This window comes from Chitinophaga sp. 180180018-3 (assembly GCF_037893185.1).
Classification (GTDB): domain Bacteria; phylum Bacteroidota; class Bacteroidia; order Chitinophagales; family Chitinophagaceae; genus Chitinophaga.
This window is the reverse complement of sequence record NZ_CP140772.1, coordinates 7,522,659-7,536,344: the sequence shown is the minus strand read 5'-3', so window position 1 is coordinate 7,536,344 and position 13,686 is coordinate 7,522,659. Positions and strand designations below refer to the sequence as shown.

Sequence of the window (13,686 nt, the reverse complement as noted above, 5' to 3'; positions counted from 1 at the left end):
TATGTCATGAAGTTCATTAATTACCTGGAATCTATAGCAGGCATCAGCATCTACCCGATGGCATCCCTGCTGCTGTTCACTACCTTTTTTGTTGGCGCAGCCATATGGGCATTCAAGGCGGATAAACGAATGGTGGATCAGATCAGCCGTATTCCCTTAGATAACGACGACGCTAATCCCCTTTAAAAGCACAACGATGAATAAACACTTTATACAATTGCTCACCGCTGGCATCCTCTGCAGCGCCCCGGTATTTGCTGCTGGTAATGCCCCCTCTGAGCTGTCAGATCCTGTAGCTCTCCTGCTGCTGGTAGTGGCAATAGGATTATTACTGGCCATTACTATCCTGGGAAATGCCGTACTGGGCGCCATGGATATTTTCAGGGAAAAGATGAAAAATGATGCCGGCAAAACACTGATCGCAATCGGAATCATAGCGTTGTCGCTATTCAGCAGCAGCGCCTTCGCTGAAACAACTGCCCCGGCAGCCAGCCCTTATTTCACCAATCTTTCACAGACGTCTTTCTACGTATTGATATCCGTTATCCTGCTGGAGCTCCTGGTGGTCATCTGCCTCCTGTTCCTGTTGCGGTACCTGGTTGGTATCAAACGTAAACACAGGCCTGCGAAAGCAGTAGTACCCGGGAAACCCAGCGTTTCCTGGCTGGAAAAACTAAACAACACCAAAACACTGGATGCTGCGGCAGAAGCGGAAGAAGACATGGGCCACGACTTCGACGGCATCCGGGAATTGAATAATCCAACTCCTCCCTGGTGGAAATGGGGCTTCGCGTTTACCATCTGCTTCGGAGTGGTATACTTCTGGCGAACAGAAATAACTCATTCCGCGCCTAACCAGATCGAAGAACTGGCGGCAGCAGAGAAAAAAGCAGCTGTTGCCAAAGAGGAATATCTGAAGAAAGCAGCCAACAATATCGATGAGAATAACGTAAAGCTGCTCACCGATCCCGCTGATATCACAGCCGGACAAAAAATGTTCGTTTCCAATTGCGCTCCCTGCCACGGGCCGCAGGGCCAGGGCGTGGTAGGACCAAACCTCACAGACGATTACTGGCTGCATGGTGGCAAGGTGAATGACGTTTTCAAAACCATCAAGTATGGCGTCGCGGATAAAGGGATGAAATCGTGGCAGGATGATTTTTCTCCTAAACAGCTTGCTCAGCTGGCCAGCTTCATCAAGTCGATCCATGGCAGCAATCCTCCGAATCCGAAAGACCCGCAGGGTCAAAAAGAATAAACAATGACCAGTAACACATTCAGAGATACATTAGCCACAGTTGACGCGCAGGGTAAACGTAAGTGGATATACGCCAAACAGCCGAAAGGCCAATGGTATAATATACGTACTGCGGTAAGCCTGCTCTATTTTAGTGTTTTTTTTAGCCTGCCGTTTATTTCCATAAATGGCAGGCCTTTATTTATGCTGAATGTCGTGGAAGGCAAATTCATCCTGTTTGGCGCCATTTTCTGGCCCCAGGATTTCTTTGTTTTCGGCCTTGCAATGGTGGCCTTTATCCTTTTTGTAGTGCTGTTTACAATGGCCTTCGGACGACTGTTTTGTGGGTGGATGTGCCCACAGACAATTTTTATGGAGATGCTTTTCCGGCGCCTGGAATATTGGATAGAAGGAGATGCTGCCGCTCAAAAAGTCCTGCAGCAGTCGCCCTGGAATACCAATAAAATCATCCGGAAAACAGGCAAACATCTGGCGTTCTTTGCTCTTTCTTTTCTCATCGCAAACATATTCCTGTCTTATATCATCGGAGCCAAAGCATTAGGCAGGATCATTACGGAACCTCTTTCCGAACATGCCGGCGGCTTCAGTGCTATCCTGATTTTTTCCGGTGTGTTCTATGGCGTATTTGCGTTTATGCGTGAACAAATCTGCACCACGGTTTGCCCATACGGAAGACTACAGGGCGTGTTGCTGGACCGTAACTCTCTGCTGGTAGCTTATGACTACAAAAGAGGTGAGCCTCGCGGAAAATTCCGGAAAAATGCGGCGCCGGAGTTGGGCGATTGTATCGATTGTGCCCAATGCGTGAAAGTTTGTCCAACCGGGATCGACATCCGGAATGGCACGCAGCTGGAATGTGTCAACTGTACCGCATGTATCGACGCATGCGATTTTATGATGGAGCAAACCGGCCGGCCGAAAGGACTGATCCGCTATGCCTCCGAAAACGGCATTGCCGAAGGGAAAAAAATCCGGTTCTCCGCCCGCATGAAAGTATATGCGTCTGTACTGGCGCTGCTGCTGGCTGCTATTACCTTTATGCTCACAAGCCGGAAGCCGGTAAGCGGTACCATCATGCGTACAGCCGGTATGCTCTACCAGGAGCGTGGAACAGACAGCGTCAGCAACCTGTATCGCATCAAACTGATCAACAAAACCAATGCGGATATCCCTCTTGAGCTAAAACTGGAAGATGAAGCCGGTAACATCACCATGGTGGGGCAACCGGTTATACATGTCAGGGCAGAAGGACAGGGGGAGGGCACCTTCTTCGTTGTATTGCCGAAAACAGCATTACATCAACGTAAATCAACCCTGTACATAGGTTTGTATGAACACAACAGGAAAATAACCCGTTTACGTACCACCTTTCTCGGGCCAATACAGTAGACGGAACTTTATATCATCGCTTAAAACCGATCATCATGAACTGGGGACATAAGATCATACTTGTTTTTGTGGTATTTGCGGCAGGAATCCTCACACTGGTTACGCATAGCATGCGTACCCGGATTGACATGGTAACACCTGACTACTATGGCGAAGAACTAAAATACCAACAGGTGGTAGATGGCAGACAAAATGCAGCCCTGCTCTCAACGCCGGTCATCATTGAACAACCTGCTGAAGGGGTGAAACTGATCTTTCCGGCGGAAATGAAAGATAAAGCAGTGAAGGGGCAGCTCACCTTTTACCGGCCATCCGATTCCAACAAGGATATACGTCTCCCGCTACAACCTGATTCCGAGGGGCAGCAATTGATAAACAAACAGTTATTCATCAAAGGACTGTACAAGGTAAAGTTACAGTGGACCATGAACAACCGGCCTTTTTACCAGGAACAGTCATTGAATATTTACTGACAGCAGGCTATTCAGCCAGCAAAAAACTTCGATTATGATTGCACCATTTATGCTGGGGTTTATAGGCAGTTTTCACTGCATTGGCATGTGTGGCCCCATTGCGCTGACACTTCCCCTGCAACATCTTTCAGGAGGCCGCAAAGCGGCAGGCATTCTGTTATATAACACCGGGCGTATCAGCGCTTATGCAATACTCGGACTTATTTTCGGGTGGCTTGGACGGCAGTTCTATCTGGGAGGATTGCAGCAATGGTTATCCATTATCACCGGCAGCCTCCTGTTAATGGTCATTTTCATCAGGTATGCCGGCATACGCATCTTCAAAAACCAACCTGTTCCCAATGCCTTTACCAGGCAGATAAAATCGATGCTGGGACGCTTATTGCAACAACAACGTTTCAGCACGTTGTATGCCATCGGATTTCTGAACGGGTTCCTGCCATGCGGACTGGTTTATCTTGGTATTGCCGGTGCGCTTGCTACCGGAGATATCCTGCAGGGCATGTTGTTCATGGCTGCATTTGGTGCAGGAACTTTGCCTGCTATGGCCGGAGTTACCTGGTTCAGTCATCTTATTTCGCTTTCTATCAGAAACAGGATGCGCAGCTTAATCCCTGTTGTTGTAAGTGTAATGGGGGTATTACTCATATTGCGGGGCATGAATCTGGGTATTCCTTATATCAGTCCTGCCATGACTCCCCACAGCGAACAGGTTATCCATAATTGTTGTCATAAATCCTAACACATCATGAGCCTCATCAGTAAATATAACGTTGCCGCCCCCCGATATACCAGTTACCCAACTGTTCCCTACTGGGATGAAAATTCCTTTGATGCCGGCCATTGGGAAGCATTGCTGAAAAAGTCTTTTCAGGAATCAAATGGCAGGGATGGCATCAGCATCTATATACATCTTCCCTTCTGCGAAAGCATGTGTACCTACTGCGGTTGTAACAAGTACATAACCGTTAACCATGGGGTAGAGGAACCTTATATAGAAGCCTTACTGAAAGAATGGCAACTGTATCTTCAAGCCTTTGGCGAGCGGCCCCGTATACGGGAAATTCACCTCGGAGGAGGCACGCCTACTTTCTTCAGTGCCACAAATCTGAACCGCCTGCTGAGTGGCATATACGAGCACGCAACACTACTGCCTGACGCATCTCTGAGCTTTGAAGGACATCCGGGCAATACTACTCCGGAACATCTGCAAACGTTATACGATCTCGGTTTCCGACGGATCAGTTTAGGCATACAGGATTTCGATAAAAAAGTGCAGGAAATCATCAATCGTCTCCAGCCGTTCCAAATGGTAGCCTCCGTAGTAGAGAATGCGAGAAAGATCGGCTATACCTCCATCAACTTCGACCTGATATACGGGCTGCCATTACAGACAACGGAAAGTATGCAGCATACCATCGATAAAGTTATCCGGTTGTTGCCCGACAGGATCTCCTTTTACAGTTATGCACACGTTCCCTGGATCAAGGGTACCGGCCAGCGTCGTTATACGGAAGCAGACCTTCCCCGGGATGAAGAAAAGAGGCAACTGTATGAACTCGGTAAACTGTTGTTTGATAGTAATGGTTATACAGAGATAGGAATGGATCATTTTGCACTGCCCGGCGAAGCTTTGTATAAAGCATTCCGGGAGGGCAGATTACACCGCAATTTCATGGGCTATACAGTTTCACACACCTCCCTGTTAATCGGACTTGGAGCATCTTCTATCGGCGACAACTGGTATGCATATGTACAGAATGAAAAACAAGTGAACGCTTACCAGGAACTGGTGAATAAAGGTCAGTTTCCTATCGTCAGAGGGCATATTCTTACCGAAGAAGATCTGCTGCTGAGAAAGCATATACACCAGCTGATGTGCAACTTTGAAACCACCTGGAAAAAAGCAGACACACAATGCGACGCCATCATCGACGGGTTACAACGACTGCAGGAACTGGAGAAGGATGAACTGGTTCGGGTGCTTCCTCAAAAGGTGGAAGTAACTGAGAAAGGCAAACCTTTTATCCGGAATATTTGTATGGCATTTGACGCCCGGCTATGGCGACAAGTACCACATTCACAACTATTTAGCAACGCTATCTAACAACGGGTTGCAGGGTTTCAGCTGAGCAGTAAGAGACACCTGTTAACATAGTTGGTAAAGAATATCACCTCCAACATCCTTTTTATCCCTTCTTTTCATCCTGCCGGTAAAGTTTTTTCTCCTTCGGGGGTCGTTCTGTTCATCCAAAAGGTAAAAAACCGGCAGGAGCTGTTCCAATCTCGGGATGATAAAACAGGTAAAATATTATTGTAAAAAGTGTGGCAAATTTTTACTCCGTAAAATGATGATCGGCTGTAACCTTCTGTTCATGCAGGTTTCAGAGGCAATAAAAAAAGTCTGACCGTTTAAACAATCAGACTTTCTTGTTATGTGAATGGGTTAGTAAGTACAGGGAAACAAAATTCCCTACACAATATTAAAAAGAATTTCATCACAAAAGAAAAAATTTGCAAAAAAATTTATTCACACCACTAAAATAATTGTGGATAACAGCAGTTAAAAACTTCAACATCTCCTTTTGTCTACCTCCTGAATTTGATCATTACAATCTCTGATTTACTACCTTTGTTGCACTTTAACATTATTCAATAATTCAGATTATATGAAGTTCGAAGCACCTGTTGCAGTAACTGAAATAGCAGCATATATAGGCGCAGAGCTGGTTGGCAATGCTCAACTGATGGCCGGCGGAATCAACGAAATACACAAGGTCACACCCGGCGATATCTCCTTCGTTGACTTTGAAAAATACTACAATGCCAGTTTACAGTCGGCAGCCAGCATCATCATCATTAACAAAAAAGTTACCTGCCCCGAAGGCAAGGCATTATTGGTATTAGAGGATCCTTTCAGCGCTTATGTGAAACTTGTAAAGAGGTTTCGCCCGTTTGAACCTGCTACCAAATCCATCAGCGACAGTGCAGTAATTGGAGAAGGCACAATTGTGCAGCCCAACGTTTTCATCGGTAATCACGTGCGTATTGGTAAGAACTGTCTCATTCACCCCAACGTTACCATTTATGACCACTGTGTGATCGGTGATAATGTAATCATTCATGCAGGAACAGTGCTTGGTGCCGATGCTTTCTACTTCAAAAAAAGAGCAGAACGCGAGGTGATATACGACAAGCTGGAAAGCTGCGGAAGGGTAGTGATTGAAGATGATGTGGAGATCGGTGCAGGATGTACCGTCGATAAGGGAGTTAGCGGTGATACGATCATTGGTCGCGGTACGAAGCTGGACAATATGATCCACATCGGTCACGGTACCATTGTGGGCAGAAACTGTCTCATTGCTGCACAGGTAGGTATTGCCGGTAAGGCGAGGATAGAAGACAACGTAATCCTCTGGGGACAGGTAGGTGTTAATAAAGACCTGACCATAGGTAAGGGCGCTGTAGTGCTTGCGCAAAGTGGTGTACCTTCTTCACTTGAAGGTGGCAAAGTATATTTCGGGTACCCTGCAGAAGATGCCAGGGCCAAGAGAAAAGAAATTGCCTGGATCAAACGTATCCCTGAAATGTGGGAAAAACTGAAAGAAACAAGATAAAACAACCCGGGTATGATCCGGAAACGGATCATACCCCATATTCAAACCACCTGTTTCATGAAATATCTGTTAGCCGCTTTTATCCCATTGCTGCTGTGGAGCTGCAGCACCTCCAAACCTGCCGGAACCGGCAAAAAAACGACCACCAATACACTCTATACCAGCGACCAGGAATGGGCCGTTAAGGTGAAAGACGGCTGGCTTACCGCTAAAACCATTTCTTTTGGCCTTTATTCCACGACTTCCCGTAAAAACGGGGTAGCGGAAGCCACCTTCATCAAAGACCCTAAAAACGCCTTTAATTTCTATCTGAATGGTAACGATGAGCACCTGCTGATACAAACAATGGGCACCACTGCGGTTGCTTTTTCCAACCGTAACCTGCCATCCTGGTTAAACAGTTTGCCCGCAGGAGCAGAGCTTCGTTATACCCTGATCAACGGCACAAAGAACGAGCCGTTGAAACGCTGGGAAATGATCGTTAAATCGCCTCATTACCTGGAGCTGAATGAAAACAAACCGGTGGGCATACTAAGATCTGCTGATACGGATATCCGCGTTACAGCGAATAACCGTTATGGCAAAATGAACTCTTATGAAAATATCTGTTACGAGTTCCAGTATCGCGGGCAATCCGTAGCGGCAGTAATGCCTGGCGAAAAACCCCGGATATGGATGAGCAGGGAAGTTGCTCCGGAATTGTCTAAAACCTTATCTGCAGCAATAGCTGCTTTTATCTTCTGATAACAGGCTGGCATCTTACTGCCCGCTGGTTCTTTCCTGCAGGAAGGCCGCTGCGATATGCTGTATGGTATCTTCCAGTGGCCGGAACCGGAACTCCGGTAACGCATCCAGTAATTTGCGGTTGCTATAGTACACTTTCAACTGGGCTGTCCGGGCTGTTTCTTTTGTTACCACGGAGCGCTTACCGGTAAGCATTCCTTTTACTTTTTCCACCCTCCATACTACTTCGGCCATCCAGGGTTTTGCTGCTATATGAGGCGGCTTTTTCCCAAATGAATGAGCCATCGTTGTGAACAGCTGACGATAGTCCCAGTTATCTGCAGAAAGGATAAAACGCTCGGCCTGAATGTCGCTGTCCATCAGCAGTATCATTGCTTTTACCACATCCTCCACATCCACAAATCCATTCACGCCGGTGGTATAGTAGGGAAACTCTTTCCAGGCATTTTTAAGCAGTGTACCGGAGCCATCATCCCAGAAACCTGCTCCCAGAATAATGGAGGGGTTTACAATCACGGCATCGAGTCCTTCTGCTATTCCTCTCCAGACCTCCATCTCTCCCTGGAACTTGCTGATGGCGTAGCGGGAATTGTTCTTATTATCTTCCCATTCACAGTCTTCGTTTATCTCTGCACCTTCTTTAGCCCTGCCTATAGCAGCCACGGAACTTACATATAGCAGTTTCCTGACTCCGGCATCAAGGGCCATATTTACTACATTAGCTGTTCCTTCGACATTTATTTTCATCAACCGTTCCCGGGCATCTGCCTGAAACGATACCACTGCGGCACAGTGATAAACCTGGGTAACTCCGGCCATGGCATCTTCCAGCGAACATACATCCAGTATGTCGCCCTGTATCCATTCTATTTTGTCGGAGATATCTTCTAACCGTGGAGATGGTTGCTGACGGTAGAGCGCCCTGACAGGTTTGCCTGCAGCCACTAACGCCCGAATTAAATAACTACCTAAAAATCCTGTTCCGCCGGTTACTAAGATCATGAAGTGAATGTTGTTTCTAAAAGCGGCTCAAAAATAACTAAAACCTGCTATTGTTCGTACCGGTAAAAGCCGATTCCTGTTTTGCGCCCCAGTTTACCGTCCTTCACGCGTTGTTCCTGTAACATGTTAGGCTTGAAACGCGGTGCATGGTGAAAGGCATCATACAGGGATTGTGTTACTGCAAGGTTTACATCATTACCGATCAGGTCCATCAGCGCAAACGGCCCCATTCTGAAGCCTGCACTTTCCAGCAAATGATCAATTGTGCTGAAGTCTGCAAGCCCCTGCTCAGCGATATGCATCGCTTCCAGGTAATAGTGCCTTGCCACCCTGTTCACGATAAATCCAGGCGAATCTTTTACCCTGACCGGAACCTTTCCCATCACAAGCGCCAGTTCATACACCACATCCGCCACCTCCGGGTCTGTTTGTTTTCCACTCACCACTTCCACCAGTTTCATCAGATGCGCCGGGTTGAAAAAATGCATTCCCACTACCCGGGAAGGGTTCTTCTCCACCGCCGCTGCAATCTCGGAAACAGAGAGGGAAGAGGTATTCGTCGCAAAAATTGTGTCGGGGGAATTAATGGCGCCCAGTTGGTTAAAGAGCGCTGTTTTGGCGGTTAATTTCTCTACAATGGCTTCTATCACTACATTGGCGATACAGTCATCTATAACGGTGGTAAAACGTATCTGCCGGAGTGTATCTGCTGCTTTTTCAGAAGAGAGCTTACCCTTTTCTACCGCCGTGCTGAGGCTCTTTTCGATCTGGGCCCTTGCTTTGTCCAAACCATCCTCCCGAATGTCGAACAAGATGGTGCTGAATCCGCTGTAAGCTGCTATCTGTGCTATTCCGGCGCCCATGGTACCGGCGCCGCATATGGCAATGGATTGTATCACTATAGGGTGATTTTTGTTATTTATCCGGACGGATGCAGCAGCCTGGACTACTGCATCCGTTCAATGATGCAGGCAGTATCAATATCTAAACCGCCCCCTCGAACTGTTCGAGGAAACGGGTATCATTTTCAGAGAACAAACGAAGATCCTTGATCTGGTACTTGAGCATGGTGATGCGTTCTATCCCCATACCAAAAGCAAATCCGGTGTATTTTTCAGGATCTATACCACAATTCGCCAACACTTTAGGATGTACCATACCGCAACCAAGTATTTCTACCCAGCCGGTTTGCTTACATACCGGGCAGCCAGTACCACCACAGATGAAACATACAATGTCCATCTCTGCACTGGGCTCTGTAAACGGAAAATAAGAGGGACGGAAACGAATGCCGGTATTCTCACCAAACATTTCCTGTACAAAGTGATACAGGGTTTGTTTCAGGTCGGCAAACGATACATTTTCATCTATATACAACCCTTCTACCTGATGGAAAAAGCAATGCGCACGCGCTGAAATGGTTTCATTCCGGTAAACTCTTCCCGGGCTGATGATGCGGATAGGCAGCTTGCCTTCTTCCATCACCCTTACCTGGGCAGAAGAAGTTTGTGTACGCAACAGCCAGTCGGGATTCCTGCTGATGAAAAAGGTATCCTGCATATCGCGGGCAGGGTGGTTCTCCGGCAGGTTTAATGCCGTGAAATTATGCCAGTCGTCCTCTATTTCCGGACCTTCTGCGATCGTAAATCCAAGGCGTTCAAATATTCGGATGATCTTATTCCGCACCAGGCTGATAGGATGCCGGGTACCCAGGCGATGAGGCGCTGCAGGCAGGGTATAGTCGATATCCGCAGCAGCGGCACCGGCATTGTCTTTCAGATCACTGAATTGCTCATAACGTGCTTCTGCGATCTGTTTAAATTCGTTTAAAATCTGTCCAAACTCTTTCTTACGGTCATTAGGCACCTGCTTCATCTCCCCGAAAAGGGCTTTTACAATGCCTTTTGTACCCAGAAATTTAATGCGGTATTGTTCCAGTTCCGCTGCTCCTGTGGGCGTAAAAGCCGCTATTTCTTCCTTATAGGCTGCTATTTGCTGTACTAATTGTTCCATAAACGACAAAGATAAGTCTTTAAGGGGAAACTGCTATTGCGCATATTTTGCCGGAAAAGCCGTATATTTTCATGAGCAAATGTAAGGGGGTATGCCTGTCACTATACACACTGTTGCGCTGTTGTTAGCAACAGCGGGCGCTATGGTTTTCTTTATACTGTTCCTCCATTTTCGTTCCCGGTACCTTGCTGTCAAAGGCAATGAGTCAGCTATGGCTTATCATAGTACCAGTCAGGAAAAAGAAATCCTGCTACTAAGCAAACAACTTTCGGAGCTCAAACTGCTCAGCCTGAAATCCCAGGTCAATCCGCATTTTCAGTTCAATTGTCTCAACGGCATCTACACCGCCCTGATGACCGGTGAGGTAAATCTGGCCAAAGAATACATTTCCGGATTCGCCCTGCTGCTCAGAAAGGTACTGACGCTGGCCGACAAAGATTTCATTCCATTACAGGAAGAAGCCGACATGCTGGAACTTTATCTCAAACTGGAGCAATTACGCACCAATCACGGGTTTGAATACACACTCACTACTGATCCGTCTATCTCGCCTTCAGCCCTGCCTGTACCCTGTATGCTGGTACAACCATTCGTGGAAAATGCTATCTGGCATGGCTTAATGCACAAGACTACCGACCGGCAGCTGCATATTCAGTGGACCAGGTTACATTCCAATATTTATGCCTGTGAGGTGAGAGACAACGGCATTGGCCGTCTTAGGGCGCTGCAGTATCATCACGATGGTCTCAAAAAAAACAATCATCATTCCCGGGGGATGGAAATATGCATGGAAAGGGCTTCACTGTATCGGTCTATGTACCATACCCAGTTTAACATCGAGGTAACCGACCTGCCAGGAAAGGAAAATGATGTGGAAGGCACCAGGGTTTATATTACGTTTGAAGTAGACCCCGCTGCCATGAGCCATTAAAAGATCAGCTTATATCCTACGCCACGGATATTGACGATCTGTACCCGGGAATCATCCTTGAGGTACCGGCGCAGCTTCGTGATGAATACATCCATACTGCGGGCGTTGAAAAAATTATCATCTCCCCAAAGATCCAGTAATACTGCTTTACGCTCCATTACTTCGTTCCGGTTATCATATAAGCGTTTCAGAATAGCTGCCTCCCTGTGGGAAAGAAACTCCGTGGTATTATTACGGGAAAGGGTCTGCTTCGTATAGTTAAAAACATATTGTCCGATAGATACAGCTCCTTCCTCTATTTCCCTTGTTCCGGGGTTATCGCCGAAACGCTTCAGCAGCGCCGTGATCCTAACGATCAGCTCATCCATGCTGAAGGGCTTCTTCAGGTAATCATTACCTCCCAGTTCAAATCCTTTTACCACATCTGCTGTCTGCGACTTGGCTGTCAGGAAAATGATCGGCGTAAATTTATCCTGCCGGCGGATTTCCGCAGTAACGGAAAATCCGTCCATGTTCGGCATCATAATATCCAACACCACTACGTCGGGATGCTCCTGCTGGAAAATGCGCAGCCCTTCCCGGCCATCGGCCGCATATAACATTTCAAAGCCTCTCATCTCCAGACTGTCTTTCACTATTTGTCCGAGCTGAACTTCATCTTCTATCAGTAATACTTTTGCCATAAACCGGTTAAATTAGTTGTTATAAAGCAGATGACGGGATGGTAATAATAAACTCACTGCCCTTGTCGGGCTCGCTGGTAACCTGAATGGTTCCTCCATGCATTTCTACAATCTTCTGTACATAACTCAGCCCCAGTCCGAAGCCTTTTACGTTATGCAGGTTGCCGGTGGGCACCCGGAAAAACTTATCAAAGATACTGTTCTGATAAACTTTGGGAATACCAATCCCGTTATCCTTTACCCGGATCTTCAGTGTACCATTCTCCAGGCTGGTTTGTATGTATAATTGTACCAGGTCACCTGAATACTTGATAGCATTGTCAACCAGGTTGTTAATAGCGTTAGCGAGATGTGTTTTGTCAACGTATACCGTCCTGTCACCGATCTTGTTATCGTACCTGATCTGTAATTGCTTTGTTGCTTTCAGCTGATGATTGGAAAGTATATTATCGATGATCTCATTAAGGTCTGTTTCTTCCCGGTATAACTCTATATCTTCCTTCTCTTCTGCTGCAATATGTAATACTTTTTCTACAAGATCCGACAGCCGCTGCAGTTCATTTTTCGAGATATCCAGGTATGTCTGCGTCTTGCGCTGATCGTTCAGTGCATTGAAATTCTGCAACGCTTCTACTGCTGCAGATACTGTAGCAATGGGAGTTTTCAGCTCATGCGTCATGTTGTTGATAAAGTCGTTCTTTACCTCCGACAGCTTCTTCTGTTTGAGAATAGTCCGCAGCATATACAGGAAGCTTACGGTAGTCAGTACCAGCAGCACCACGGAAGCCAGTAATGTCCAGATCATCTTCTGCAGAATAAACTGCAGGGGAGAATCGAAACTGGCCTGTACAAAAAGGCTGCTGGCCGGATTGAACGGAATTTTTGACGTTCGCCGCGGCTCCCGCCTGCGGAGGCTGTCGCGGAAAGTTTCCCGGGCAAAACCACTATAGCTGATATGAAAAGTATCGAGCCGGTAAGGGGTGTTGATCTGCCGGTTGGTCAGCTCTACCCGGAATACCGAATCCAGCTTCTTCAGGTTGGTACTATCGTTACTTAAATTACTGGTTATGAGGAATTCCGAGATCTGGCGGGCCAGGGTATCGGCATAGTTCCGGGCATGTGAATCACCCGGAAAACCTTCCGGAGGATGCCCCGGACCGGGGAAATGATCGTCCCAGTCGGGCTTTCTTGGCCGGAACCGCTTACCCTTGGGTACCCCGATCTCTTCCAGCTGGTCTGCCAGCCCTTTCATCGTAGGGGATTTCAGAGAATCTTTGTCTTTACCAAAATACCGGATATAACGGCGTACATCGGAAAACTGTTTGTTGAAAACCGCTGTCCGCAACGATTCATTGATCTCTTTGTTGAATTGTTCTTCCCGGAGTTTATAGGAATTGTACAGCCAGTAGCCCTGGAATAAAAATATACCCAGGATACAGACAGACATGAGGATAAGAATATTTCGGATTCGTTGTCGCATGAACTTTTTTAAGATCCTTACAAAACTATCTATTACAGGCTTAATAGCAGCCGATTCCTTAACAGTATTTAACAGTAAATAAGGAAGATTAACGCT

Annotated in this window: 14 protein-coding genes; 9 read left to right on the top strand and 5 right to left on the bottom strand. The window is 46.8% G+C overall.

All coding sequences use genetic code 11. The features are described 5' to 3' along the window. The first annotated feature begins 6 nt into the window (after positions 1–6). The 8 genes from UNH61_RS29800 to UNH61_RS29765 all read left to right on the top strand — a co-directional run bounded on the left by UNH61_RS29800 (position 7) and on the right by UNH61_RS29765 (position 7,481). Positions 7–186: a CcoQ/FixQ family Cbb3-type cytochrome c oxidase assembly chaperone gene (locus UNH61_RS29800; protein WP_326995668.1), complete on the top strand. Its 180-nt coding sequence runs from the start codon at positions 7–9 to the stop codon at positions 184–186. 10 nt (positions 187–196) lie between these two features. Next, positions 197–1,258, top strand: coding sequence for a cbb3-type cytochrome c oxidase N-terminal domain-containing protein (locus tag UNH61_RS29795; RefSeq protein ID WP_326995667.1), 1,062 nt, complete (start codon positions 197–199; stop codon positions 1,256–1,258). A gap of 3 nt (positions 1,259–1,261) precedes the next feature. Next, positions 1,262–2,647, top strand: a complete 1,386-nt coding sequence (gene ccoG, locus UNH61_RS29790) for a cytochrome c oxidase accessory protein CcoG (RefSeq protein ID WP_326995666.1) — start codon at positions 1,262–1,264, stop codon at positions 2,645–2,647. A gap of 35 nt (positions 2,648–2,682) precedes the next feature. Beyond that, positions 2,683–3,120, top strand: coding sequence for a FixH family protein (locus UNH61_RS29785; protein ID WP_326995665.1), 438 nt, complete (start codon positions 2,683–2,685; stop codon positions 3,118–3,120). Positions 3,121–3,154: 34 nt separating this feature from the next. Continuing rightward, positions 3,155–3,862: a sulfite exporter TauE/SafE family protein gene (locus tag UNH61_RS29780; protein ID WP_326995664.1), complete on the top strand. Its 708-nt coding sequence runs from the start codon at positions 3,155–3,157 to the stop codon at positions 3,860–3,862. A 6-nt stretch (positions 3,863–3,868) separates the two neighbouring features. Next, entirely contained in the window at positions 3,869–5,227 is a 1,359-nt protein-coding gene (hemN, locus tag UNH61_RS29775; RefSeq protein ID WP_326995663.1) for an oxygen-independent coproporphyrinogen III oxidase, read from the top strand. Positions 5,228–5,789: 562 nt separating this feature from the next. Continuing rightward, on the top strand, positions 5,790–6,737 hold the full coding sequence (locus tag UNH61_RS29770; protein WP_326995662.1) for a UDP-3-O-(3-hydroxymyristoyl)glucosamine N-acyltransferase: 948 nt from the start codon (positions 5,790–5,792) through the stop codon (positions 6,735–6,737). 57 nt (positions 6,738–6,794) lie between these two features. After that, the gene (locus UNH61_RS29765) at positions 6,795–7,481 is read left to right on the top strand and encodes a hypothetical protein (protein ID WP_326995661.1); all 687 of its coding nucleotides are present in this window, start codon (positions 6,795–6,797) and stop codon (positions 7,479–7,481) included. 15 nt (positions 7,482–7,496) lie between these two features. Here UNH61_RS29765 and UNH61_RS29760 read toward each other — a convergent pair whose 3' ends face one another. From UNH61_RS29760 to pheS, 3 genes are all read right to left on the bottom strand, one after another. Then, the gene (locus UNH61_RS29760) at positions 7,497–8,483 is read right to left on the bottom strand and encodes an NAD-dependent epimerase/dehydratase family protein (RefSeq protein WP_326995660.1); all 987 of its coding nucleotides are present in this window, start codon (positions 8,481–8,483) and stop codon (positions 7,497–7,499) included. 47 nt (positions 8,484–8,530) lie between these two features. Then, positions 8,531–9,382 (bottom strand): 3-hydroxyacyl-CoA dehydrogenase NAD-binding domain-containing protein, encoded by an 852-nt coding sequence (locus UNH61_RS29755; protein WP_326995659.1) that lies wholly within the window; start codon positions 9,380–9,382, stop codon positions 8,531–8,533. A gap of 85 nt (positions 9,383–9,467) precedes the next feature. After that, positions 9,468–10,496, bottom strand: coding sequence for a phenylalanine--tRNA ligase subunit alpha (gene pheS, locus UNH61_RS29750; protein WP_326995658.1), 1,029 nt, complete (start codon positions 10,494–10,496; stop codon positions 9,468–9,470). Positions 10,497–10,587: 91 nt separating this feature from the next. Between pheS and UNH61_RS29745 the strand changes: the two genes are divergently transcribed. Continuing rightward, positions 10,588–11,427 (top strand): histidine kinase, encoded by an 840-nt coding sequence (locus UNH61_RS29745; RefSeq protein ID WP_326995657.1) that lies wholly within the window; start codon positions 10,588–10,590, stop codon positions 11,425–11,427. Here the strand turns inward: UNH61_RS29745 and UNH61_RS29740 are convergent. Both UNH61_RS29740 and UNH61_RS29735 read right to left on the bottom strand, forming a co-directional pair. Next, positions 11,424–12,110: a response regulator transcription factor gene (locus UNH61_RS29740; protein WP_326995656.1), complete on the bottom strand. Its 687-nt coding sequence runs from the start codon at positions 12,108–12,110 to the stop codon at positions 11,424–11,426. The genes UNH61_RS29745 and UNH61_RS29740 overlap by 4 nt on opposite strands. Before the next feature lie 19 nt (positions 12,111–12,129). Beyond that, positions 12,130–13,557, bottom strand: coding sequence for a HAMP domain-containing sensor histidine kinase (locus UNH61_RS29735; protein WP_326995655.1), 1,428 nt, complete (start codon positions 13,555–13,557; stop codon positions 12,130–12,132). Between the last annotated feature and the right edge of the window lie 129 nt (positions 13,558–13,686).